Source organism: Parashewanella sp. 2304DJ23-3, from assembly GCF_056591695.1.
Window position 1 is genome coordinate 61265 of record NZ_JBWQOH010000001.1, and the last position, 25712, is coordinate 86976.

Sequence of the window (25712 nt, forward strand, 5' to 3'; positions counted from 1 at the left end):
AACATTGAAGACTTGATTAATGGAAGGTAATTATAGCTTTATTTCGTTTCGAGTTGTTGAGCTCCACTCGGTGTGAAATCTATCACCTTTTTCGGCGTCAACTCGCTCGTAGGTGTGAGCCCCGAAGTAATCTCTTTGCGCTTGAAGCAAATTTGCCGGTAATGTTTCAGTGGTAAATGCGTCGAAATAATTTAATGCTGAGCTGATACAAGGAGTAGGAATCGCATTTAACACCGCAAAGCTCACTGTTTTACGCCATGAATGTTGAGCATTAGATAACTCATCTAAAAACGTTTTAGACAATAATAAATGCTCAATATCAGATTGTTTTTCAAACGTTTGAGTAATTTGCTGCAAGAAAGATGCACGAATAATACAGCCTGCACGCCAAATTTTAGCAATGTTAGCAAAATCAAGATGCCAGTTTTGCTCTTTCCCCATAGTAGCCATCAATTGAAAGCCTTGGGCGTAGCTACATACTTTTGCGCAATACAGTGCATTTTGAATGTCTGAGATGATTTGTAATTTTTCATTTTTAGACAATTCAGACTGTGCCACTCGATCTGTAGATCGGTTTAATCTAATTCGTATGCCTTTCTGGTTACTGATTGCACGAGCGAACACAGCTTCAGCGATCGTTGGGGCTGGTGCACCTATTTGCAAACTGCTTACTGCGGTCCATAACCCAGTGCCTTTCTGGCCTGCTTTATCTAAAATCATTTCAACTAATGGCTTTTCAGTCTTCAAGTCTGTTTGTTTTAGAATATCAGCAGTAATTTCCATCAAGTAACTGTTCAGTTTACCTTGATTCCATTCACTGAATATCTCACCAATTTCTGGTGCTGAGAAACCAACGCCAGTAGATAAGATATGGTAAGCCTCGCAAATCAGTTGCATGTCAGCATATTCAATACCGTTATGCACCATTTTGACATAATGGCCAGCACCAGCTTCACCAATATAAGCTGCACATGACTCACCTTCTTTTATGGTCTGGCCTGGTTGAACTCTTTCTATTGGTAAACCTGTCTTTGCATCAACTTTGGCCGCTATCGCCTGCCAAATCGGTGCGATGTGCTTCCACGCTTCTTCTGAGCCACTTGGCATTAAACATGGGCCAAATCGAGCTCCAATTTCACCACCTGAAACCGCAGAGCTGAAAAACATAAAGTTATCTTTATACTGTTTTTCCCTTTCTACAGTGTCAGTCCACAAGCTATTGCCAGTATCAACAACGATATCTGTAACTTCTAAACCCGCTTTAATTAATGCCTGACAAACCATTTCTACGGGTTTGCCAGCAGGAATTGAAAGCAACACTTTTCGTGGCAGCGTTAATGACTCAACTAAAGATTTAATATTCGAATAACCACTGACTCGGTTTGTTGATTCAATATTATATGCTTCTTCTTCTACCCGAGCTTGATTGATAAGTTGTTCTATTTTTTGTCCATCAAGATCAAAAGCAGCAACAGTAAAGCCATTATCTGCAATATTTAAGGCAAGATTTTTTCCCATAACACCAAGGCCAATAACCCCGATATCATGTTTAGGAGAGTGGTTGTTCATTCGTAGTGACCCGCATGAGCATTTAGAGCTCAAGATGTAATTTTTCAACAAAAAATCAACATTAATTTTATAATATTACAAAAATTAGTGCGATTAAAATCAAATTTGCCGGATTATACTCAGTAATACCCCTCATGACTATTGCATACGAATGGAAACAAATTTCATAATTGTAAATAAAGCTAACTATTTAAGACCTTGTTAAAAACTTTTTGTGATTCAAATAAGGGGTCAATGGATCACTTTCTAAAGGCCTTTTTTGGGGTAAAATGGATGCTTGAACCGGCCTGAGCCTTGACTCAAACTGCTCTGGATCAAAGCTATTTGGTTGTGAGCTCAGATCAACATCATGTTTTAACTTACTGGCTCGAACTCGGCTTCTATCTTTCGTAATATCAATGACTTTCCCATCAATTTCATCACCCTCTTCACCTTTGTCTTTTTGACGCTTTGCCAGAAACTCTTGATGCTTAAGCTTCTTTTCGGCGATCATTTTTAACCGCTTTTCTCTAAATTCTTTTGCTGCAATCCATTTATATTGATATGGTTTTGCCGCAGCTTTCTCAAAATCAAATGTGTCAACCCGCCCGCGATTTTCTATGAAATGAACCTCTCTATTGGGGTTATGCATTGCTGTGATTACGTCATACTTTTCATTTTCTGAATTTTTACAACCTAAAACGACTTGCAGACCCTTTTCGTATAGCGTGCAGCTTTTATCCTTAGTTTCCTCAAGTTCAGCAAAAGCAAGAGTTAACACTTTTTCGCCTTTAACGTAAGCATGAGGTAAATTATTTGTAAGCCCACCATCTGTAAATTTTAAAGTAGCCCCTGCAACCCCTCTGACTTTCTTAAACATTGAACTTGGAATTTCAACCGCAGGCATTACAAAATTAAAAGGGAATGTACAACTCGCTAAAATGGCTTGATAAATAGGAACGTCACCACTATTAGTTGCGGAAAATTCGATCTCATACTTTTCATTAGCGGTGCCGATAATGGTTAATTCCTTTAAACCTAATGCGTTTAAAGGGCAATGAACATCATCTTTACAGCGTTCAACTAGAATCCTCAGTTGTTTAAACGTTAAATGCTCAAGTTGATGCACATCGACATTATCGTCATAGCAATTAAAAATCTTTCCAGTTTCAGTATGATATAAAGGGCAGCCACTGTAGAATAATATTTCTTTGACGACTTTTATCTGCTCTGCTAACCCTATCGATACTAGTTCTCTCGCAAGACCTTCTATTGTTTCAGCTCTCAGTTTAATTTCTGAATGGACGGACCAATCTGTAAGCTGCTTAGCCGAAGCACCTGTAGCGACTGCCGCAGCAAACATAGAGCCGACGGATGAACCTGCGACAGCTTTAACGTCCTTAAGTTCTTGTTCACCAATCGCTTCTAAAGCTCCTATATAAAAAACGCCTTTTGCACCACCACCTGCGAAACAAATACCATCGAAAGATTCTATTCCATCCTTGTATTTTGTACTTGTAAGTTTGACATCATATTCTCTCAAAACGTTTTCGCTGTTAATATCATCTAAAAACGTAGCTTCATTCAAAAAGAAATTTTCATCACAAATATAGTATTGTCCAGATGTTACGACACTTTGAGTATGTATATCATCTGAAGTATTTAAGCCATTCAAGTATTCAATTGAAATAGCTGTACTCAGTTCGTCAAATTGCACTTTATACATTCTATTTTTAACTTGAACAAATTGGATAGCATCCCTTTTGATTTGTGCATACGAGTTTATTCTCACACTTTTTATGTCTTGATTTTTTTGAGGGGGTTCACTAACTAAGGAAGTCTCAGTAAGCGACATCAATTCATTATAATCAGCTGCAATTGAAGAATTAGTTATTGGATTGGCCATACCATTTAAAACCAAGAAAACACAGACTACATATTAACCACTTTTAACTAGAGCATTTAACACATTAACTGAATTTAATTTTATGTTTAATAAACGATAAGAGCATTTAATCATTTATAAACTCGAACTAATGATTTTGATTAATCAACTGATGTATCAATATAAGAACAAACTTTTAGAGCATAGCTATTACTGACAAGCGTAACTTTCGTTACTGTTGGGTATTCCCTGCACTATATTGTGATCACATACACGCTCAAATAGCACAAAATTCGATCCTAAAATATCAACAAAGATAGACAACCCCTAATACTCTAAAATCAAATTATCTCTATCAAATTGGCTTGATTTAGGTAACTCTCCTCTCACACCAGCTGATGCTGGTCTACGTTTTTTGCTAGTCGATTGTTCTCCTACACGTTTTAATGTTGCTCTACTTTCGTAGTATTTCTTACTTTTACTGTCTTCAATTTGTTTGACATGGTCAATTGTTAATCCATTCGGAGCAGTACTACTTTTCACCATTTGAGTTCCTGATAGTCTTGGATTGAGTAAAAGCCAATTGTCTTGATCTAGACTGTTACATGGAAAAGACGAAGAGGTCGATCCGTATAAAGATGTACTCTTGGATGATTTATTAACGTCATAAGATCCCGAAGTACTACTAACATATGAATCTTGCGACAAGGCGTCACTATCATTTTGGTAACTTAAATCTATAAATGCTTTACTGGCAGCCAACTCATCATCTATTATTTGCTCGGTACTCAAAGAGTCAAAAAAATCATCACCAAAATCAGCACTCAGTGTGTAACCGAAATCTTCATCTATGGCAGTATTTGATTGATAAGTTCCAAAATAAGTAAACTGCGGTGTTTGGTCTAACTCCGGCGGAAGTTTCACTGACGAGAATGGAACAAAACACTCGGTTGAAACCGTTAAATTAACTTCTGAGCTAGGTAAGTTATGTATCCTTTTTAAAATAACTTTTCGTCCGTTCTCAAATTCAGCGAACTGCTTCATTATATCTAATTCAATTAGAAAGAAGTCTTTTGTGGCTTTTTTAACATCAGTAGAACCGATTGAACTGTCAAGAAAGAACAATGATACAGAGGAGTCGTTACTAGCACCTTTAAGGTCGTACCTCTCATGTTCAAAAAGAGGCACACCAATGACGCCTTGAATTAGTCGTTCTGAAACAGTGAGATTGTTTCTTTTCATTCTCTGCTCTGCTGTATGAAATGCAACGACAAGCTTTTTTCTTCCACTGATATATAAATGAGGAGTATTATTTGTGCTCCCACCATCGCTGAGCGATATGTATTTCTTTGCAGCCTCTTTATCAGAAAAATTAGGATTACAGCTTTTGATTAAAGATGCAGGAACTTTTTTTGATCCGATTTTTATTGGGTAACCACAACTCGCTCTAACAGCATCGGCTAATGCCAAGTGAGGAGAGTTGCTAGCAGATAATTCAACTTCTTCTTTGGTCACATTATCGGTAGCAATAATGATTAGTTTTTTTAATTTTAATGCATGAATTGCTGGCAATACACTTTCAGATGATGACGAGCGTAGCAAATCAAGTTGCTTAAAGGTCAAACAATCAAGTGCATTCGGACAATCATGTTTTTTTATGTTTAGGCCTGAGGAATCGACAAGCGGCAATTCGTTTTGCTGAAGGAAGTCAAAAATATCAGCCTGGTGAGGCTTTAGTTTAAGTTTAATTGCATTGTGGGCATTCTTGTATATTGATGCTTCTGTAAAATGAGGTTCAGAATTCGCAACAAAATCTGATATTTCATCTGCATTTAAGCCGCAAGCAATAGGTAGTCCAGCTAACGCTCCAATAGAGCTACCTGAAACTTCCTTGATATCATTAACAAGACGCTGATTGCCTAATTGTTTAAAAACACCAGTATAGCCAAATCCTCTTGCTCCCCCTCCAGATAGACATAATGAATCATACCGGTCTTGCTCAGTAATTTCAGGTCGCAACCTAGCTTCTTGTTGACGGGCATAAATCTTTGTAACGTCTCGTGAATTGAAATACTTAAGCACATCATGTTTAGATTTTTCTTTAAGTAGACCAAGGTGAAAATGCAAACCTGAATCATGAATCCTTTGGGTGTTTGGTCGTGTTGAATTTATCCCGACAGCTCGACCTATATGATCAAAAGTAACGTAATAATCTTTATTGCCAAGTTTTATTTGACATGCTTCATCCCGAGTATAATTACACTCGCATGATTTAGGAACAAAAGAAGTACTACTGACTGAAGCAGGTATGCTCGCCATACATAAGCCATAATTAAGCCGTAATCTACTGTTAACATAAATATTATAAATCAGCTATTTAAATGAATTAACTTTAATTTACGTTGAAGTTATATAGGTCAAACCAACACAGCAAACTTTACCTTTACGTAAACTTCCTGTACCTTTCTACTAAATGATTTTTTGAAATGGCAGTTCGATGAGCGTAATCAGTAATTCTCCTAGTAGCTACTCAATCAGTGACTTATCAAAAGAGTTTGATATCACTACCAGAAGCATTCGCTTTTATGAAGACCAAGGCTTATTGAAGCCACAAAGAAGAGGTCAAACTCGAGTTTACAACTTAAAAGACAAAGTACGTCTAAAGTTAATCCTTAGAGGCAAGCGTTTAGGTTTTTCTTTGGCTGAGACTCGCAGATTATTTGAGATGTATGATGCTGATAAATCAAGTACCAGTCAACTGGATACCATGATTGAACTTATTGAGGAAAAGAAAGCTGCACTGCAGCAGCAAATGGACGACATTAAAGTTGTATTAATGGAACTCAATTCAGCTGAACAACAGTGCAGAGCATCATTGTCAAATTCAAAAAATAATAACATTTAAAAATTGAAACAAATCACAAAATTGAAATAACAGGACCCTACAAATGAGCGCATTATACTCAAGCCTAAATTTCGGACTTGGCGAAGACGTCGATATGCTGCGTGATGCAGTACAACAGTTTGCCACCAATGAAATTGCGCCTTTAGCAGAAAAAGTTGACCAAGAAAATGAATTTCCTAATGAGCTATGGCCTGTATTTGGCGATATGGGATTACTTGGTGTAACGGTAGATGAAGAACTTGGCGGTGCCAACATGGGCTACCTCGCTCACGTTGTTGCAATGGAAGAGATTTCACGTGCCTCTGCTTCTATTGGCTTGAGTTACGGCGCTCATTCAAACCTTTGTGTTAACCAAATAAACCGCAATGGTAATGCAGATCAAAAAGCGAAATATCTGCCAAAATTAATTTCAGGTGAACATATCGGTGCTTTGGCTATGAGTGAGCCTAATGCAGGTTCTGATGTGGTTTCAATGAAGCTTAATGCTCGCAAGGATGGTAATAAGTACATTCTGAACGGTAATAAGATGTGGATCACTAACGGTCCTGATGCTGATACGTTTGTTATCTATGCAAAAACAGATATCGAAAAAGGTCCACACGGCATCACTGCGTTCATTGTTGAAAAGACCTTCAAAGGTTTTTCAACAGCGCAAAAACTCGACAAGCTCGGTATGCGTGGTTCGAACACCTGTGAGCTCGTTTTCGAAGACTGTGAAGTACCAGAAGAAAACATTCTGGGTAAGTTAAATGAAGGCGTAAAAGTCTTAATGAGTGGTCTAGACTACGAGCGAGTCGTACTCGCTGGCGGTCCATTAGGTATTATGCAAGCGTGTATGGACATTGTTGTCCCTTATGTTCATGACCGAGTGCAATTTGGTAAATCCATAGGTGAATTCCAATTGATTCAAGGCAAGCTGGCTGACATGTATACCCAAATGAATGCAGCTCGCTCATACGTTTATGCCGTTGCAAAATCTTGTGACCGTGGTGAAACCACACGTAAAGATGCTGCTGGTGCAATTCTTTACAGTGCTGAACTGGCAACGAAAATGGCATTAGATGCAATTCAGCTATTAGGTGGTAACGGCTACATCAACGAGTACGCAACAGGTCGTCTACTTCGTGATGCGAAACTCTACGAAATCGGCGCTGGCACTTCAGAAATTCGCCGTATGCTCATTGGTCGTGAGCTATTTAACGAAACGAAATAATCTCACCTTTATATCAGGAGCTCATCAGCTCCTGATTCTGTTTTGAAGGATTAAGCCAGTGACACACATTAATAGTCGTATCAATACTCGTACCGAAGAGTTTAAAAAGAAACACAATGATATGGCGGACTTGGTTGCTGATCTGCAACAAGAGCTCGCTAAAATTCAACAAGGCGGTGGCGAAGTCGCCATGCAACGTCATCTTTCCCGTGGCAAACTTGCTCCCCGTGAACGCATCGAGAAGCTGATTGATCCAGGCTCTCCATTTATCGAGCTTTCACAGTTTGCCGCTTATGACGTTTACGATGCCAACATTCCTGCTGCTGGTATTATTACGGGCATCGGTCGAGTGAGCGGTGTTGAATGTATGATCATCGCCAACGATGCAACAGTAAAAGGTGGCACTTATTATCCACTTACGGTGAAAAAACACATTCGAGCTCAAGAAATTGCTGAACGTTGTCACCTTCCATGCATCTCTTTAGTTGATTCAGGTGGCGCATTCTTACCACTGCAAGACGAAGTATTTCCAGATCGTGATCATTTTGGTCGCATCTTTTACAACCAAGCAAAAATGTCAGCAAAAGGCATCCCACAAATTGCTGTGGTCATGGGCTTATGTACTGCCGGCGGTGCTTATGTACCAGCCATGGCAGATGAGTCAATCATCGTTAAAGAGCAAGGCACCATTTTCTTGGCTGGCCCACCGTTAGTTAAAGCCGCTACGGGTGAAGAAGTTACTGCAGAAGAACTCGGTGGTGCCGAGGTTCACACTAAGATCTCTGGTGTAGCAGATCACATGGCACAAAATGATGAACATGCGCTTGAGTTAGCTCGAAAGTCAGTATCTCGCTTAAACCATAAAAAAGAAATAGAAAGCACGCTTGCTGATGTTAAGCCGCCTAAATATAGCATTGAAGAGTTGTACGGCATTGTCGGTACTGATCTTAAAAAACCATTCGATGTAAAGGAAGTGATCGCTCGTATTGTAGATGACTCTGACTTTGATGAATTCAAAGCAAACTACGGCCCTACTCTCGTTTGTGGCTTTGCCCGAATTCACGGTTATCCTGTCGGTATCATCGCCAACAACGGCATTCTATTCTCAGAATCTGCGCAAAAAGGCGCTCACTTTATTGAAATTTGCTGCCAACGTAAAATCCCACTCTTGTTCTTACAAAATATTACCGGCTTTATGGTGGGTAAAAAGTACGAACACGAAGGCATTGCTAAGCATGGCGCTAAAATGGTCACCGCTGTTTCTTGTGCCACTGTGCCTAAATTTACCGTATTAATTGGCGGCAGTTACGGCGCAGGTAACTACGGCATGTGTGGCCGAGCATTCGACCCAACTATGATGTGGATGTGGCCAAACGCTCGAATCTCGGTAATGGGTGGTGAACAAGCCGCAGGTGTATTAGCCACCGTGAAAAAAGACGGTATGGCTCGCAAAGGCCAAACGTGGACAGAGCAAGAAGAGGCCGATTTTAAAGCGCCAATCGTCGAACAATACGACAAAGCAGGTCACCCTTATCATGCCAGCGCTCGACTATGGGATGACGGCATTATCGACCCTGCACAAACTCGTGATGTGGTTGGTCTTGCACTTTCATCCGCTTTCAACGCACCAATAGAAGATACCAAGTTTGGTGTGTTCCGCATGTAAGGGAGTGTTGAGATGACAAACGTTTATTCTGAAAAAAACTTCCAGCACATTCAATGTGAATTGGAACATGGTGTTGGCAAACTGATTTTAGATCGAGCTGAAAAGCACAACGCCTTTGATGAAGTCATGATTGCTGAACTGATTTCAGCACTCGACTTATTTGCTCAAAATAAAAACTGCCAAGTACTGCTACTAAAAGCAAATGGCAAAAACTTCAGCGCCGGTGCCGACTTAAATTGGATGCGTAAGCAAGCTAAGATGGACTTTGAGCAAAACCTCACTGACGCCAATGAGCTTGCCCGTTTAATGCATGATTTAGATAAGTTCCCTAAACCAACGTTGGTTCAAGTGAATGGCGCTGCCTTTGGTGGCGCTTTAGGTTTGATTTGCTGTTGCGATATCGCCATTGCTAACACGCGTGCCAGCTTTTGTTTGAGCGAAGTTAAGTTAGGTTTAATTCCAGCGGTTATTAGTCCTTATGTTGTTCGTGCTATGGGTAACCGAGCATCACGCCGCTACATGCTAACGGCTGAACGCTTTACTGCTGAAACCGCACAACAGCTACAAGTTATTCATGAAATTGATGATGATTTAGATGCTGCTTCGCAACCTTTGATTGATGCTTTGCTTGCCAACAGTCCTCAGGGAATGGATTGGTGTAAAAAGCTGATTTCACATCTTGAAAGTGGTGAAATCAATTCTGATACCCTAGCGCATACCAGCGACTTGATTTCACGCATTCGTGTATCCGAAGAAGGCCAAGAAGGTCTAAATGCCTTTTTTGAAAAACGTAAGCCAAATTGGGCACAAGAAAACACCACTGAGCTAGGAGCGAAATAATAATGTTCAATAAGCTATTAATTGCAAACCGTGGTGAAATCGCTTGCCGAATTATTGCCACAGCAAAAAAAATGGGCGTAAAAACAGTTGCGGTATATTCAGATGCGGATGCTAACGCCCGCCATGTTGCCGCAGCAGATGAAGCTTTTTATTTAGGCGGCAGTGCCCCTGCTGAATCGTATTTACGTGGTGACGCTATTATTAACGTTGCTAAGCGCAGCGGTGCTCAAGCGATTCATCCGGGTTATGGTTTCTTATCTGAAAATGCAGACTTTGCGCGTAAGTGCGAGCAAGCAGGTATTGAATTCGTAGGCCCGAGCTCTGATGCGATTGATTCAATGGGCAGTAAAAGTGCTGCAAAAGTGATCATGACCGCTGCAAAAGTGCCATTAGTTCCGGGTTATCATGGCGACGACCAGTCTAATGACGTACTGCTAACAGAAGCACACAAAGTCGGTTACCCGCAACTGATTAAAGCGGCTTACGGCGGTGGTGGTAAAGGCATGCGCATCGTTGAAAGCCAAGACGAGCTTCAAGGTGCCATTGATTCTGCACGCCGTGAAGCGGCATCGTCGTTCGGTAATGATAAGTTATTGATGGAGCGTTACCTACGCCAACCTCGCCATGTTGAAGTGCAAGTGTTTGCGGATAAACATGGAAACTGTGTTTATCTCTCTGATCGTGATTGTTCAGTGCAGCGTCGTCATCAAAAAGTGGTTGAAGAAGCACCTGCACCGGGCTTGTCTGACGACCTCAGAAAGCAAATGGGTGAAGCGGCAGTTGCGGCTGCAAAAGCCATTGATTATGTTGGTGCAGGTACGGTTGAATTTCTGCTCGACACCGATAAAAGCTTTTACTTCATGGAGATGAATACACGTCTTCAAGTTGAACATCCAGTGACTGAACTTGTTACCGGCCAAGACTTGGTTGAATGGCAATTGAAAGTGGCTGAAGGTCAAACTCTGCCATTACAACAAGATGAAATTCGCATTCAAGGTCATTCATTTGAAGTTCGAGTTTACGCTGAAGACCCACAAAACGAGTTCTTACCTGCCAGCGGTAAATTAGATTACTTACGTGAGCCAGCTGAAAATCATTTTGTGCGTATCGATTCAGGTATTCGTGAAGCTGACGTCATTTCGAACTTCTACGACCCAATGATTTCTAAGTTAATTGTATGGGATGAAGATAGAGACTTAGCATTACAACGCATGGTCAATGCCTTAGACGATTACAAAATTGCTGGCCTTAAACATAACATTGCGTTCCTACGTTCCATTATTTTGCACCCAGCTTTTGCTGGCGAGAATTTCAGTACAGATTTCATTGAGCGATACGGAGATGAACTGTTAGCCGTTGCAGCAACAGAAAACCATAAAACTCTGGCAATTGCTGGCTTATATCAAGTGCTTTATCGTCAACAACTTGCTAATGCTGCATTAGCCACTCAAAACGATAGTGTGTCACCTTGGAATACCCTAGCAGGCTTTAGAATCAATCAAACCAACCAGCACCAAGTTCGTTTGCTTGATGATGAGCAGCAACTGGTTGAGCTCAATATCAGCGAAACAGCTACTGGCTTTGATGTGAAGTTTGATGATGAGCAAATTCATGTTTCAGGCGAGCTTCAGGGCGACATTCTCAAAGTGCAACTTGGGGATCACCAATTCAACTTACAAGTTGCTCAAGCTGAAGATAACTTCACCCTCTTCTTAAATACACAGCAATTCCACTTTAAAGCGGTTCAGGCGCAAGAGCTTGAACAAGAAGATTCTGGAACGGATCAGCTCAAGGCACCGATGAACGGCACGATTGTGACTCACCTTGTCGAAGTGGGCAGCGAAGTTGAAGCAGGACAAGGCTTATTGGTCATGGAAGCTATGAAGATGGAATACACCATTGAAGCACCATTTTCTGGAACTGTATCTGAATTTTTCTTCCACCCAGGCGATTTGGTTAGCGATGGTTCATTGCTGTTAGATATGAAAGAGGCTGAATAATATGCCAGTAAGCATTTTTGAGGTTGGTGCACGTGACGGCTTGCAAAATGAAGCCGCCGTTAGTACTCAAGATAAAGTAACATTGATTAACGGTCTTGCTGATGCAGGTATAAGACGTATCGAAGCGGCTAGCTTTGTGTCCCCTAAATGGGTGCCACAAATGGCCGATTCCGCTACGGTAATGGATCAAATTGCCCGTAAACCAGACGTGCAATACAGTGCATTAACGCCAAACTTAAAAGGTCTTGAAGCAGCGCTTGCTGCGGATGCCGATGAAGTTGCCATTTTTGGGTCAGCATCAGAAGCGTTTAGCCAGAAAAACATTAATTGTTCAATCGAAGAGTCCATTGCTCGCTTTAAACCTGTCATGGAATTAGCCAAAGAACACAACTTACCCGTTCGCGGTTATGTTTCTTGTGTACTTGGCTGCCCTTACGAAGGCGAGATTGCTGTATCAGAAGTCGTTCGAGTTACTGAATTACTGCACAACATGGGCTGCTATGAAGTGTCGTTAGGTGACACTATCGGCGTAGGCACACCTAAAAAAGCAAAAGCGATGCTTGAAGCGGTTGCGCAAAGTGTGCCCGTTGAAAAGCTTGCTCTGCACTTCCATGACACTTACGGTCAAGCACTTGCTAACATTCAAGCGTGTTTAGAAACTGGAATTAACACCTTTGATTCATCCGTAGCAGGCCTAGGTGGTTGCCCTTATGCTAAAGGCGCCTCAGGTAATTTAGCTACCGAAGACTTAATTTACATGCTTCATGGTATTGGCTTACATACGGACATTGATTTAGAGCAACTGGCTCATGTTGGGCAAAAGATTTGTAAAGCTTTAGGACGAACAAACGGTTCAAAAGTCGCTAAAGCATTGCTGGGATAACCTCCCCCTATATAAGTAGCTGACAATGAGTTTCTTCAGAAATTTGGTGTTCAGATATAATGCAGGACAAGGCGCAACAGAGGACGCATAGCCGTAGCTATGTAACCAGAGTTGCAACGCCGTAATGCGCTGAAGCTGAGCATCAAAAAATGTTAGAAAACTTATAGTCAGCTACTTACAAATTAAAGAATAAAAGGAAAACCCTATGGCAGGACTTAACAAAGTAGTCAGCAGCTACGAAGAAGCGCTAGATGGTCTGAAAAGTGACATGACGATTATGGTCGGTGGTTTTGGTTTGTGCGGCATTCCTGAAGGTTTAATCGCTCAAATGACCAAAATGGACATCAATGGTTTAACGGCAATTTCGAATAACGCAGGCGTTGATGATTTTGGCTTAGGTCTTTTACTTCAAAAACGTCAGATCTCCACCATGATGGCCTCATACGTAGGTGAAAATGCCACATTTGAAAAACAAATGTTATCTGGCGAACTTAACGTAATTCTAACGCCTCAAGGTACTTTGGCTGAGAAAATCCGTGCTGGCGGCGCTGGTATTCCGGCTTTCTTTACAGCAACAGGTTACGGAACACCTATCGCCGAAGGTAAAGAAACTCGTGAAATTGATGGGCGTCATTACGTACTAGAACCTTCGCTAACCTCTGATTTTGCATTAGTTCGTGCTTGGAAGGCTGACACTATGGGTAACCTCGTATTCCGTAAAACGGCAGCTAACTTCAACCCGATGATGGCAACTGCAGGTAAAATTACCGTTGTTGAAGCTGAGCACATTGTAGAGCCAGGTGAACTGGATCCTGATCATATCCACACTCCTGGAATTTACGTTAACCGTGTTATCCAAGGCACGTTCGAAAAACGTATTGAGCAACGTACCGTCAAAGCATCAGAGCAAGCATAAGGAGGCAACACCATGGCATTATCAAGAGAACAAATGGCACAACGTGTTGCTAAAGAACTTAAAGACGGATATTACGTAAATCTAGGCATAGGCATTCCAACCCTCGTTGCGAACTATGTGCCTGATGGCATGCAGTTGATGCTGCAATCTGAGAACGGTTTGTTAGGTATGGGCGAGTTTCCAACCGAAGAATCAATCGATGCGGATCTTATCAACGCAGGTAAGCAAACCGTTACGGCTGTAAAAGGTGCTTCGTTTTTCTCATCAGCTGAGAGCTTCGCTATGATCCGTGGCGGTCATGTTGACCTAACGGTATTAGGTGCATTTGAAGTTGATGTAAATGGTTCAATTGCGTCTTGGATGATCCCAGGAAAGCTCATTAAAGGTATGGGTGGCGCAATGGATTTAGTTGCAGGTGCTGACAACATCATCGTAATGATGACCCATGCCGATAAGCGTGGTAACTCTAAACTATTACCTTTATGTGAGTTGCCTTTAACAGGCTATGGTTGCATCAAACGTGTTATTACAGACTTAGCTTTACTCGAAATAAAAGACGGTGCATTCCACTTAATTGAGCGTGCTCCAGGTGTTTCGGTTGAAGAAATTCAATCAAAGACTGCGGGTAAGTTAGTGGTTGATGGTGATATACCAGAGATGGTGATTTAATTCACCGTCATGCCCGAATGTTGTTATCGGGCATCCAGTGACTTTTCTATTTGAATTTCTTCGAAGTTTATTAAAGTCGTGGAGTTGCACTCCACACCGCCAAAAGGGGAAACCTCCAGCTGTTTCCCCTTTTAAATCCCCTGAGCCGCCCCAACGAAGCTGAACGTTTCAGATATTATTGAATAAATGACTAACAGCTTCGACGGGAATTGTTATAGTCTGCAAGCAAATTTGGAATAGCTTTTAGATTAATTACCACACAAAATTGGTTACTATATTTATTGTATCCTGCACACCATTGAGCCATAAGTACTGAGTTCTAGATAGTAAAAGTGCCAAACTTTATTACTCACAAAAAAACAATATTAAAAATATTCACACCTCAAAATTTAATCGTTTAATTTTTAACAGTTTTCCTGTTATGTTATTTGAACATTCAACATGGAGAGTGTGATGAAAAGGATATTATTAATCTGTTTGCTCGCCTTACAAGCTTTCATTGTTAATGCGGCTGACTTAGTGATTGCAAAAGAAGTGAAACTAGACTCCAAAGTCCTCAATCAAAACCGACAATTATATGTAAGCCTTCCCGATAGCTACGAAACTAGCAACCAAGAGTATCCTGTGATTTATTTACTCCATGGACAATGGGATATGCTTCCAACTCTGGCCACTATTGATTTAATCTCTAATCAATTACCAGAATTTATCGTTATTGGAGTTCAGAGCCGAGGGAAAGAGTTAAAGCCTATTGATGGTAAAACATCTCCTTTTGAAAAGTATCTTACTGAAGAAGTTGTACCTTTTGTAAATTCAAAATATCGATCTGCTCCTTTTAGTATTTTATCTGGTCACTCAAATTCTGGGCGCTTTGTTTTAGATTACTGGCTTAAGAATAAAAATGTATTTTCTCAATACTACTCCTTTAGTGCTTCACTAGATGATGACTATATTGCAAAGAAAGTAGAACAACTTAAAAATTCAGAACTCCAAAAATTAGCTCCTGTTGTTATAACAATCGCAGACGAAGGTGAGCATATGCAAACTCCTTTCGATGAAATAAAAAAACGACTTGAGTATTTACCAAGATTATCAATAGGCATAAAAAAGTTTCCTGAAGAATCGCACCAATCAACTAAGCACCCTTCACTAAAATTTGCTCTAGATACAACATTCAAAAGTTGGGAGCCTAGTTATGAAACTAAAATAAGTGGTGTAGAAACGTTAAAGAAACATTATAAAAAGCTATCCTCACGTTTTGGATTTACTGTTACTCCACCAGAGAATCTAATTCCCAGAATCATTGCCTATCATGCAATGTCTGATGATACAAATTCATCAGATAAAGTGCGAGAACATATACAATATGCTATGGAGCTTCCCAATGAGGATATATCCGATTTAATTGAAATCGCAGATTACTTTAACAACAATGAAAACCAAACAGCAGGGAAAATTATTTTAGATGAAATTTGCAAGATAGACGGGAACCTTAAACTCTGTCAGCCTAAAAAGCAGATAAAATAACTATGAAACACATTGGCTCCTGCCACAGCGACGCTATCAAATTCTAAATTGAAAGCCCTGATGAAGCTGAGTTAGAAGACTACAACTTTTTATTTCCAGCCTTTTTAATAAGAGAGGAGGTTGCATTTTACCCTCCCCTTAAGCAAATTCGAACTGCTTAAGGAAGCTGAGTAAAGTCAAATAGTGAAATTCGATGACCAAGATTGGGAAAAGTATGCTCATACCTTGGCGCATAAGCTCTCTTTAGCCACAAAACTATAATGAAGATAGAAAATTATCTAAGTTAATGCTTCTAATAATCTCCAAATTAGTCTGACTAGTTCTTTCCACTTCAGACATAAAGCTTTTAAATTCACTTTTGGCTAGATCTTTAGCAAAACCTTTACAATTTGCTCTACAATGTTTAAAAGTAAATTGAGTCATAAGCTGATGACGGTATTTTTGTAAGTCTTGTTTTTCATCTACTACATCATCTTCTGTCAACTTGTGTATTCTACTTATAACTTCTAAATGTTTTTCTACAGTCTTCAAGTCGTCATCTTTATTCACAAAATAACACCTTTTTTTTAGGCCACTTCCTACATCGTATTTATGATTTGAAATAGAAAGTTTAACTTCTTTTCCATCCCCTTTCATAGCCTTAATTTCAGCTTGAAGGTGTGTCCATTGAGTTAAATAACAATCCTTGTGGTGGCTGCTAGTCAAAGTCATTTGTTGCGACATAGTAAACCTCAAAGAAAAATATGAATGATTCAAACATCACTTCAATATTATTGTAAAAGAAGTTTGTTGAATTAATAAGTTAGACCTTTTTATATTATTAACCGCATAGCCTCCAGTTAAACTTTGTTAATGTTGTTCAATAATTTATTAAAAAAGGCGCTGAAATAGCGCCTTTCTGAAAGAAAAATTTAAGACTACTTCAAGGTATCCCACTTTTCCCATTTGGTTTTGTGCATCTTCATTGGCGGAGTTTTTGTATGGTGATGCTCACTATCTGAATGATTACACCAACCTTCACCGTGTACATGAACCATCTTTTTGTCCATCGAGACTTTGCGTTCACCGCCCCAATGAGAGCATGTTGCACAAACGTGCTTCATATCTGTTTCAATGCCCTCATGATGTTCACTATGAACAGGGCCTGCCATAGCTAAACTTGTAGTACTAGCAATTGCTCCAGTTGCGATGATGACACCACCTTTAAGCAAAAAATTCCGTCTATTATATTCTTGCATAAGTCACACTCCTTATGTCATTACACTCAAAAATTTAAACTATTAATGTCCATTAATGGATCTAATTGTGTCTGCAAACACATAATTAAGGTTAGAATATAATTGAAATTTTTGAACTATTTCCGTAACTTGGCCTTTATTAACTCTAATGAAAACACTTCATAATATGACTAAAACAATCGAGATAAGCTGTTTAATTTGCGCTTTAACTGTTTCCACTTTGACTCACGCTGAAAGCGACACTTGGAAAAAACTCAACACTTTCGCTGATGTAACTGACGTTCGTGGTGCAACTTCCGATGAAGAATTAAAAGCAATGAAATGGCTTAGCAACGAATATCAAACATTAGGCTATCAGGCTAAGACCCTACCTTTTCATTTTAAAGCCAAAGGTAATACTTACAAATCAAACAACTTAGAGGTCGTTATTAAAGGTCAGTCGCCAAAGACTATCATTGTCGGTGCTCATTATGATGGAGTAACAGGAACAGGATCTAAAGGTTTTATTGACAATGCTTCTGGTGCAATAGCTTTATTAGGCATCGCCGAACAACTTAAGTCTAAGTCTCTACCTTATACTGTTCGACTTGTACATTTTGGTGCAGAAGAAATTGGAATTTATGGTTCCGAAGCTTATGTTAATGATAAAAAGAACAATCTGAGTAAAGTTATCGGGATGATTAATCTCGACACCATTATTGGTGGCGATAAGTTATATATCCATAGTGCTCAAACTAAACCTTATTCGTGTAAAAATATAAATAACCCAAATTATGGCTCAAACTCTCAGTTGAGAGACAAACTTATTTATCTTTCAAATAAGTTAAATCTAAAAAATGGCTATCTCATTCACCCTCGAAATGAAACATTTAAAGCTGGAGAAACAGGAAGTTGGTCCGATCATTATCCATTCTCTTGCAAAGGTATTCCTGTGGCATATATAGAATCAACCAACTTTTCTATCAATGGTAAAGACGGTTACGATGGATACTCTCAGACTACTGACCAGCAATTCTGGGATTGTTTTGATGAAAAGAAAATGACGGCATGTAATCGCAAAACTGAATCTAAATGGGGAAATATCTGGCATACGAAGTTTGATAGTGCCTCTTTTTTACTCCCTGAAAAATCAACACAGTTAAAGTTACAACTGAATAATGCCGTAACTTTAATTGTTCAATATCTAAAATCAAATTAATCATTTGGGTGTTTTTTAACACCCTTATTCCATTTTGCGCAGCCATCAGTTGAACAAGTTAGGCCTACATTATTTTTTATTACTCCTTCATAAACTTTGGCTGAGGTCTTCTTTATTGTAATTAAAATTTCTGAAGACTTTGTCGCATAATTTGTATCATAAGCCATTGTGATATTCTTATCGCCAAAATCAATATCTCCTTCATTCATATCAGGGTTAAATTTAGAATCTAAGATTTGGAAATGAAGTACAGTATTTGATGTATTTTGGAATGGAAAACACGTTTTCATATCCAGTCCACCTTGACGCGTATATTGGCAAAAAGTTACTCCATTCCACATTGCCTTTGATACACCATCAAAGTTATTTACTTGATAAAAACTTTTAGAAAGATTCGCTTGAGCAAAAGAATTACTACACAACATAAATGCTAGCAACATTGCTCCACTGATACTTATTGATAAACGCTTCATTTTGAAGTTACCCCGGATAATTCATACACATCAAAAACTAGCATTTAGCATAAGGAATAACATGAAGCGATAAGTAAGATTTAATGAAATCTAGTTAACAAACTAACCCTTGATTAAATCTGGAAATGGCTGATTTTCTGATACGTGATAGAAGTGAGTTTTGCCTGATTTGTTTTTCATCATGTCATCAACAAGTAAGCAGCTTTTATCAAAAGAGTATCTATCTAAAAAATCAGATTTTCGCAGACCATCTCTAGCTTTGCTTGTTACGTTAAAATAATCTTTACTCTCCAAAGTAACATTATACCTCGAGAAGGCAGCTTCTATTTTTCTAAACGAGTATTCTGAATTGGTCAAAACTTTAATTCTATGTCCTCTTTTTTGAAATTCTGATATTTGTTTCATTGCAATGGAATTGAAATAAGTTCCTCCATGAAGCGAATCTAGGTCATCAAAATTAGCACTTTGATTTTTAGAAAAAATAGTGTCATCTAAATCTAAAATTAATGTTAAAGGAGGGTTTTCAGGAGTAACATCATTATTTGCACGATCTATCCATTCAGATATTGTTTCTGGCTCATTCCTTTTATAATCTATTGAGGTATCTACAACACAAGTAGTATGTAGGTTTTGTTGCCATGCCGGGTGATTAATATGCTCAACTATCCTAGCCGCTCTTTCTCTTTCAGTATCTCCTTTCCAAAAACGTTTATGGGATTTCACTATTTGGGCTTTTGTCGCTTCTTTTAATTGTTCAGTAGCAAATGAAACCTCGAAATCATAGACTTTCCCACTCCGTTTATGCAGTCGATAAACAGCTATCTTTTGTTTTGGATTAGAAGAGATTATCTCTAAACCAGAAAATTCTCTTCTATTTAATGCTTGAGCAGGAAACACGAATTATCTAATACTTAAACCAATCATTAGATTAAGTATTACATATTCCTAGAAAAATAAGTCATTGATAAAGTATGATTAATTTTAGCTTTAATATAATAAGGCACCATTGAAAGATGCCTAAAAACTACAGATTTTTAAGAGTTTAATCGACCATATAGTATGTCTTTTAACTCTGAACGCTTATGTTTGAGTTCATTAAAGTACTCGTCTGCAACAGGCACTTTGTCTAACTCTAGTTCTCTAATTTCAATATCGAGCTTATGGTAATCATCTGCCATTTTTTTAAAGTCATTATCATTTTTTGTGAGCGAAATGATTTTATCTTTATGCTCAGAAAAATCGTGGAGTAATGAGTGATCTTCTCCTAACATTGACTTACCTCTCTAATTCATCAATTGACGACGGACCATTACTCACAATAGTTCGTCATTTGTTTGGGCAAAACTTATCCAATATTTGCCGTTTTAATCACAAATCAGAAAGAGCAATTATTCATAAACTATGACTTGAAAATATATTGCCTAAAAAACATCCCATGTGGGCTCAATGAGAATGGTAAAGCCATCAACAGACCCCATATAACGATCAAAGTTAGCCTTTTGTTTTAACAGCGGAAACTCATTGTTGAGATAGCGACGGTGAGCCAGCTCTGATTCCCAATATGTAGTCACCAAAAACTGAGTTGCCACTTTACTAGATTGCCAAACATATCCGCCCAACATACCTGAAACAGAAGACATTCCAGGATTCCAAATATCTTGTTGGACTTCTAAAAATACACCTATTTTGTCTTCTAAAACATGGCAGTCAGCCACCCTAATGAGTTTCGCATGGTTTTGCGACGAATTGAGGTATGAAGGAATATCCATTACATGTTCTAAATAATTAACCGATATCGAAGAGTAACAGTTAGCTTGCTGAGCTTTATCCGCAATGGGATCGTGAAGTGTCTTCATAAAACTTTCTATTGAAGCTTTGTCTTTCCATAGCGCAAAAATCACCGCAGTTTCATTAACCCAACCGCCTGATTGCTTAAAAAACCCTTCAGCTTGCTTTGTTTGTTGCCAGTATTGTTGTCCTTCTGAAAATCGATTTTTATGCTGTAGTGGTACTTTACACTTTATCAATTTAGCTAACATCACTGTCCTTATGAAATTATGTGTAGCTGGTAATTTGAAGCTTTTTGCCATCAAATTGATCGTAAATAGTTTGGTGTGCATTCTTTGAAAAAGTATCTAAACGCTTGTCATAATCTTGTATCCAACTAATCAGCATATCTAAGTTAGCATCTTGAGCTTTTTTGCTTTCGTATTTATGCGGTTCCCATGGGCGGTTACGTGCATTTTCGATACACTCTTTTATCGGTAAATTAAGGTAAATGACTTCCGTCGCATGATCAGTAGCAAGTTCAATTAAATCAGAGTAGCAACCTTCTATGACCCAATATTCGTTAGCTTTTATGAAAGCACTTATTTCTGTCTGGGATTCGTTGATAGGTTTCCTGATTGGAGGCATTTCATGTTGCCAAGCTATCGTATCTAGATCTAAGTGTGCAAGTTGCTCTTCAACGACTAGCTTCTTTGCAAGTGTTGATTTACCTGAACTAGAATTCCCAAAAATCAGAGTTCTTTTCATACCTAACCTCCTGAGGAAATAAACATACTGAGCTTAATGACCATCGCCCACAAAAATAAACTAAAAACAAAATACACAATAAAGCGATGTACCACTTTGCTATAGGTACATTGGATTAAGCTGTGTAAAACCTGAGTACAACAAAAGCCCAAGAAAATAATAACAACGTATTATCGACAATATCTAAAAGATTCTGTCACAAATAGAAATTTTGTCGATCTAATTTAAAAGGACATCTCCCTTCAGACGCAACCTATTTCCTGAACGTAATATTCATTTTGACCACTCAACGTTGAATCACTGGGATATCAAATAGATTGTTTAATATTCTCAATCTTTCTTTTTTAGATATCTATTTAATTAATAACTGATTTTATTATTATCAATTTCAATAATAAAACATGTTTATTTATACTAAGCAAATTAGGTTAAAAGCAAGGTTCAATATTCGCTATAAAGTTGATTGCAGTTATTACCCTAGCTCAAAAAGGGAATTTGGAAGAGCAACTCTATGGGTATGAAGATTGTTATTGAATTCATTATTTTTTTGTAAAATACATTAGCAATGCGCTCTAAAGCTTTTTGTAAATTGAGGAGAATAAAATGTCTAAACTAGTATCTACCCCACCCCCTCCGTACTACACTGTTATCTTTACTTCTACCAGAACAGATGGAGATAATGGCTATGATGAAACGAGTAAACGTATGGTTGAATTAGCAAAGCAGCAACCTGGATTTTTAGGTATGGAGGCTGTTCGAGAAGATATTGGGATCACAGTTTCTTATTGGTCTGACCTAGAAGATATTAAAAACTGGAAAGCAAATGCTGAACATGTTGAAGTTCAAAAAAATGGCCGTAAGCTATGGTATGGAAATTATAAAGTTCGTATTGCAAAAGTAGAGCGTGAATACGGGAATTAATTGGAATAATTACTCACCAGCAGTGTCTGATTCTATTAATAAATTTCGGGAAATTTTGTTTTAACTTTCAAGAGATTACAGTATCTAAGCTACAGGCATGACGAAAGGATGACCTAAAGGAATGAATTAAGTTTCCGGGATCATTGGTTCAGCAGCAAGCTAGATTATAAAGTTTAGTTAATTAGAAAGTAGGTAAATTATGATTGCAGTAGTTTTTGAAGTTCATTTGGCTGAAGGGAAAACTCCTGAGTATTTAGAAATAGCAAATGGCCTAATGCCGTCACTAATAAAGATTGAAGGTTTCATTTCAATTGAGCGCTTTCAGAGTTTCACAAACGATAATAAAGTTCTTTCTTTGTCTTTTTGGCAAGATGAGAATGCTATTCAAAAATGGCGTACACTAGAGTCACATCGATTTGCACAATCTAAAGGTCGTGGTGGAGTATTCGAGGACTATAGATTAAGAGTTGCTGGAGTTATCAGAGATTATGGCATGAATAACCGTACTGAAGCGCCTACTGATAGTAAAGAATTACACGGCTAACATTCATTTTATACAGTACTATGCAACTCTAGAGTAAGTAGAACTATAGCTAAATTGAACTAATGCTCTCAGTAAATACTGAAAATAAATCAAAAATACTCATAGGTGCATCATGAAAGATGCACCGCTATTATGCTACTTAATACTTGCCTGACTTCCATCAATGCATCATCAGTTGAAGATTCGAGTCTCCACCCAACTTCCACAGAGTAACGTGGCATAGAAATCGGACACAATGAGATTCCTAATTTTTTATTCCTTACTAGTGTAGCGGCAGCAAAATCTGGAATTGTTGCAATCATATCAGAGCCTTCAAGTAGAAATGATAAGGCCGAAAAATGTGATGTCGATGCCTTTAACTTCCTTTTTAACCCAAGCTCTCTGAGACCATCATCGACCGCCCCTGAAATACCAGAGTAAGAAACTAATATATGCTCCAACGAAATAAACTCTCCAAGAGTTAATGATGTATTCTTGGAGCATACATTTTTATCAAAAACGCACTTATATCCCGCACTTCCAACTGAATAGCTGTTCAATCGAGAGTCTTTTATTCCGCCACCACTAATACTTACATCAATTTTTCTACTTAATAACGCTTCTTCCACGAGAGCACTATTTGTTTGCCGAAATATTACTGTAAAGTTAGGTGCTATATCATTTATTCCATCTATAATTTTTTTGCCAAAAGTTAGTTCGAAATCATCTGATAAACCGATAGTTATATTTCTTTCTATAGATAAATAATCTACTTCTTCGCTTGGAGAAAGTGTTGCCTTAATTTGATTGATGGCTTCTTCAATTGCAGGCTTCATTTGCAAGGCTTTTGTAGTTGGAACAATACCAACTTGAGCACGAGTAAATAAAGGGTCTTGATATAATGTTCTTAATCGTCCCAATGAGGCACTAACAGCCGACTGGCTCAAATGGAGCCTATTCGCTGCTCTTGTAACATTAAGCTCTTCACTTAGAACCAAAAAAACTTTCAGTAAATTTAGATCTGCTTTCGAGATATCCACAATATTAATAACTGATTCAATAATTATCAATTTCAATAATATCTTAACTTTCTTTATATTGAAACAAAATGAATCAACACAAGTTAATTTTTTAAGTGAAAGTTATGAATATATCTCCTAAAACAGTTGCAATTATGGGTCTTTGGTCGTTGGCGTTGATCTGGGGAAGCAACTTCCTATTCATGAAGATGGCTGTTGAGCATATTAGTCCTACGCAGGTAGTATTAATACGAGTTGCCTTTGGCTTTATCCCTGTCTTTGCTTATGCTTTATTCAAAAAGGAGGTTAAATTTACACATATTAAACACCTACATCATTTTGTCGTAATGTCATTGTTTGCTACAGTTCTTAATCTTTACGGATTTGTTAAAGGCACAGAGCTTCTTCAATCAGGTATCGCTGGCGTAATGAGTGGGGCAGCACCGATATTTGCTTATATAGTCGCTGTACTTTTCTTACCGCATGAAACATTTTCAATCAAAAAAGTGTTGGGAATTGCTGTTGGATTCTTTGGTGTTACTTTAATTGCCGATCCATTTTCAAATGAACTTACGTCATTTGCATTTGAAGGTGTTCTTTTTATGGTAATGGCGTCTGTCTGTTTAGGTGCTTCATTTGTTTACTCAAATCGTTTTATATCTCCCTTAAGACTTTCTGCTTCTGCCCTGACTACTTATCAACTGGGTATCGCTCTTATAATCTTGCTAGGAATAACAGACTTTGAAGGCTTGAGTAATATCAAGAAAAACACACTAGTATTTTCATCTGTAACATTTGGTCTAGGTTTTTTAGGAACAGGAATAGCTTGTATCATTTACTATTTTATTATCGACCAATTAGGTGCTGTTAAAGCCTCTTCAGTAAGTTACATTACACCTGTAGTAGCGCTATTGATAGGTTCATTTATTGCTATGGAACCTATCGGTATGAAGGATTATTTTGCCGCTTCATTGATAGTGTTAGGTGTTTTTCTTTTAAATAGCCGAATGAAAAATAAAGCGACCAAAGTGGAAGAGATGACATCAACTTAAAAAACTGATTTAGCTAGCCTAATATGTATCCATAGTTATATTTAGGGGGAGAATACAAAACTAATTTCATTACTGACTGTATTGTACTCAAAGCTGCCTTTTGGGTATTGATGTTGACTGAGTAAATGAAATGGTACGTCCCCCCCAGAGCTGAAAAAACATAAGCCTCCAAAGTTTTTTTAGAAGCCTTTGCTGAGGGTATCACCGTGCACACGAACTTGCACACGTGTACACAAACGGGTAACTTAAGGCTTCATATAAACCAGTGTAACTGTTTATAAAACTGTAGAAAATTGGTCGGTATGAGAGGATTCGAACCTCCGACCCCTGACACCCCATGACAGTGCGCTACCGGACTGCGCTACATACCGAAAATAAGATTCAATCACTTCCAATAAAGAGGAGAACTTGAACTGGATCACAGCTAACTCTAACAACTGAATTTTATTTCATCAAGTCGTTTAAATTAACAGCTTAAAGTGGCGTTCAAAAAACAAGCAAACAAACTGCGAACAAAACAATATTTAAATTACAATTTATGCTTCATATTTAACCATTTTGTCATCTTAAATTAATTTTAGAGTAATCATTCTGATCTAAAGTTTTCAAACTTCACTTTCAATCAAAATTAATCAAACTTTAAAGACCATATTTGTAAACATAAAAGTAACTAATTTGAATTTTTAGTCACTTTTTTAGCT

At 38.3% G+C, this 25712-nt stretch carries 24 protein-coding genes and 1 tRNA gene; 13 read left to right on the forward strand and 12 right to left on the reverse strand.

What is annotated here, in order from left to right:
- Nucleotides 1-30: 30 nt before the first annotated feature.
- From gndA to AC1EU2_RS00305, 3 genes are all read right to left on the reverse strand, one after another.
- Nucleotides 31-1569, reverse strand: coding sequence for an NADP-dependent phosphogluconate dehydrogenase (gene gndA, locus AC1EU2_RS00295; RefSeq protein WP_480295999.1), 1539 nt, complete (start codon nt 1567-1569; stop codon nt 31-33).
- 190 nt (nt 1570-1759) lie between these two features.
- Nucleotides 1760-3454: a patatin-like phospholipase family protein gene (locus AC1EU2_RS00300; protein ID WP_480296000.1), complete on the reverse strand. Its 1695-nt coding sequence runs from the start codon at nt 3452-3454 to the stop codon at nt 1760-1762.
- Between the two features lie 306 nt (nt 3455-3760).
- Nucleotides 3761-5752: a patatin-like phospholipase family protein gene (locus AC1EU2_RS00305; RefSeq protein ID WP_480296001.1), complete on the reverse strand. Its 1992-nt coding sequence runs from the start codon at nt 5750-5752 to the stop codon at nt 3761-3763.
- 178 nt (nt 5753-5930) lie between these two features.
- Here AC1EU2_RS00305 and AC1EU2_RS00310 point away from each other — a divergent pair, with 178 nt between their 5' ends.
- The 9 genes from AC1EU2_RS00310 to AC1EU2_RS00350 all read left to right on the forward strand — a co-directional run bounded on the left by AC1EU2_RS00310 (nt 5931) and on the right by AC1EU2_RS00350 (nt 16052).
- Entirely contained in the window at nt 5931-6338 is a 408-nt protein-coding gene (locus AC1EU2_RS00310; RefSeq protein WP_480296002.1) for a MerR family transcriptional regulator, read from the forward strand.
- Between the two features lie 43 nt (nt 6339-6381).
- Nucleotides 6382-7551, forward strand: a complete 1170-nt coding sequence (locus AC1EU2_RS00315) for an isovaleryl-CoA dehydrogenase (RefSeq protein WP_480296003.1) — start codon at nt 6382-6384, stop codon at nt 7549-7551.
- A gap of 58 nt (nt 7552-7609) precedes the next feature.
- Nucleotides 7610-9217 (forward strand): carboxyl transferase domain-containing protein, encoded by a 1608-nt coding sequence (locus AC1EU2_RS00320; protein WP_480296004.1) that lies wholly within the window; start codon nt 7610-7612, stop codon nt 9215-9217.
- Between the two features lie 12 nt (nt 9218-9229).
- Nucleotides 9230-10057 carry an enoyl-CoA hydratase-related protein gene (locus AC1EU2_RS00325; protein ID WP_480296005.1) on the forward strand — a complete coding sequence of 276 codons (828 nt, stop codon included), beginning with the start codon at nt 9230-9232 and terminating at the stop codon, nt 10055-10057.
- Nucleotides 10058-10059: 2 nt separating this feature from the next.
- Nucleotides 10060-12057, forward strand: coding sequence for an acetyl/propionyl/methylcrotonyl-CoA carboxylase subunit alpha (locus AC1EU2_RS00330; RefSeq protein ID WP_480296006.1), 1998 nt, complete (start codon nt 10060-10062; stop codon nt 12055-12057).
- A 1-nt stretch (nt 12058) separates the two neighbouring features.
- Complete coding sequence (locus tag AC1EU2_RS00335; RefSeq protein ID WP_480296007.1) at nt 12059-12940, forward strand: hydroxymethylglutaryl-CoA lyase; 882 nt, start codon at nt 12059-12061, stop codon at nt 12938-12940.
- Nucleotides 12941-13145: 205 nt separating this feature from the next.
- Nucleotides 13146-13856, forward strand: coding sequence for a CoA transferase subunit A (locus AC1EU2_RS00340; RefSeq protein ID WP_480296008.1), 711 nt, complete (start codon nt 13146-13148; stop codon nt 13854-13856).
- Nucleotides 13857-13868: 12 nt separating this feature from the next.
- On the forward strand, nt 13869-14525 hold the full coding sequence (locus tag AC1EU2_RS00345) for a CoA transferase subunit B (RefSeq protein WP_480296009.1): 657 nt from the start codon (nt 13869-13871) through the stop codon (nt 14523-14525).
- 453 nt (nt 14526-14978) lie between these two features.
- Nucleotides 14979-16052: an alpha/beta hydrolase gene (locus tag AC1EU2_RS00350; RefSeq protein ID WP_480296010.1), complete on the forward strand. Its 1074-nt coding sequence runs from the start codon at nt 14979-14981 to the stop codon at nt 16050-16052.
- A gap of 255 nt (nt 16053-16307) precedes the next feature.
- Here AC1EU2_RS00350 and AC1EU2_RS00355 read toward each other — a convergent pair whose 3' ends face one another.
- Together AC1EU2_RS00355 and AC1EU2_RS00360 are read right to left on the reverse strand one after the other, a co-directional pair.
- Nucleotides 16308-16775, reverse strand: a complete 468-nt coding sequence (locus tag AC1EU2_RS00355) for a hypothetical protein (RefSeq protein ID WP_480296011.1) — start codon at nt 16773-16775, stop codon at nt 16308-16310.
- A gap of 194 nt (nt 16776-16969) precedes the next feature.
- Entirely contained in the window at nt 16970-17290 is a 321-nt protein-coding gene (locus AC1EU2_RS00360) for a hypothetical protein (protein ID WP_480296012.1), read from the reverse strand.
- Nucleotides 17291-17456: 166 nt separating this feature from the next.
- Here AC1EU2_RS00360 and AC1EU2_RS00365 point away from each other — a divergent pair, with 166 nt between their 5' ends.
- Nucleotides 17457-18488, forward strand: a complete 1032-nt coding sequence (locus tag AC1EU2_RS00365) for a M28 family metallopeptidase (RefSeq protein ID WP_480296013.1) — start codon at nt 17457-17459, stop codon at nt 18486-18488.
- Here the strand turns inward: AC1EU2_RS00365 and AC1EU2_RS00370 are convergent.
- The 5 genes from AC1EU2_RS00370 to AC1EU2_RS00390 all read right to left on the reverse strand — a co-directional run bounded on the left by AC1EU2_RS00370 (nt 18485) and on the right by AC1EU2_RS00390 (nt 21496).
- Nucleotides 18485-18961: a hypothetical protein gene (locus AC1EU2_RS00370; RefSeq protein WP_480296014.1), complete on the reverse strand. Its 477-nt coding sequence runs from the start codon at nt 18959-18961 to the stop codon at nt 18485-18487. The genes AC1EU2_RS00365 and AC1EU2_RS00370 overlap by 4 nt on opposite strands.
- A gap of 102 nt (nt 18962-19063) precedes the next feature.
- Complete coding sequence (locus tag AC1EU2_RS00375; RefSeq protein WP_480296015.1) at nt 19064-19858, reverse strand: hypothetical protein; 795 nt, start codon at nt 19856-19858, stop codon at nt 19064-19066.
- Between the two features lie 137 nt (nt 19859-19995).
- A complete protein-coding gene (locus AC1EU2_RS00380; protein WP_480296016.1) occupies nt 19996-20232 on the reverse strand; it encodes an HP1242/YdcH family protein in 237 nt (78 codons plus the stop codon).
- Nucleotides 20233-20382: 150 nt separating this feature from the next.
- Nucleotides 20383-21000, reverse strand: coding sequence for a DUF4937 domain-containing protein (locus AC1EU2_RS00385; RefSeq protein ID WP_480296017.1), 618 nt, complete (start codon nt 20998-21000; stop codon nt 20383-20385).
- A gap of 16 nt (nt 21001-21016) precedes the next feature.
- The gene (locus AC1EU2_RS00390; protein ID WP_480296018.1) at nt 21017-21496 is read right to left on the reverse strand and encodes a P-loop NTPase family protein; all 480 of its coding nucleotides are present in this window, start codon (nt 21494-21496) and stop codon (nt 21017-21019) included.
- Between the two features lie 603 nt (nt 21497-22099).
- Here AC1EU2_RS00390 and AC1EU2_RS00395 point away from each other — a divergent pair.
- Together AC1EU2_RS00395 and AC1EU2_RS00400 are read left to right on the forward strand one after the other, a co-directional pair.
- Entirely contained in the window at nt 22100-22417 is a 318-nt protein-coding gene (locus tag AC1EU2_RS00395) for an antibiotic biosynthesis monooxygenase family protein (protein WP_480296019.1), read from the forward strand.
- 199 nt (nt 22418-22616) lie between these two features.
- Complete coding sequence (locus AC1EU2_RS00400; protein ID WP_480296020.1) at nt 22617-22961, forward strand: antibiotic biosynthesis monooxygenase family protein; 345 nt, start codon at nt 22617-22619, stop codon at nt 22959-22961.
- Between the two features lie 110 nt (nt 22962-23071).
- Here AC1EU2_RS00400 and AC1EU2_RS00405 read toward each other — a convergent pair whose 3' ends face one another.
- A complete protein-coding gene (locus tag AC1EU2_RS00405) occupies nt 23072-24016 on the reverse strand; it encodes a LysR family transcriptional regulator (protein WP_480296021.1) in 945 nt (314 codons plus the stop codon).
- A 68-nt stretch (nt 24017-24084) separates the two neighbouring features.
- Between AC1EU2_RS00405 and AC1EU2_RS00410 the strand changes: the two genes are divergently transcribed.
- Complete coding sequence (locus tag AC1EU2_RS00410) at nt 24085-25011, forward strand: DMT family transporter (RefSeq protein ID WP_480296022.1); 927 nt, start codon at nt 24085-24087, stop codon at nt 25009-25011.
- A 294-nt stretch (nt 25012-25305) separates the two neighbouring features.
- Here the strand turns inward: AC1EU2_RS00410 and AC1EU2_RS00415 are convergent.
- Nucleotides 25306-25382: transfer RNA gene (locus tag AC1EU2_RS00415), tRNA-Pro, on the reverse strand.
- Nucleotides 25383-25712 lie beyond the last annotated feature (330 nt).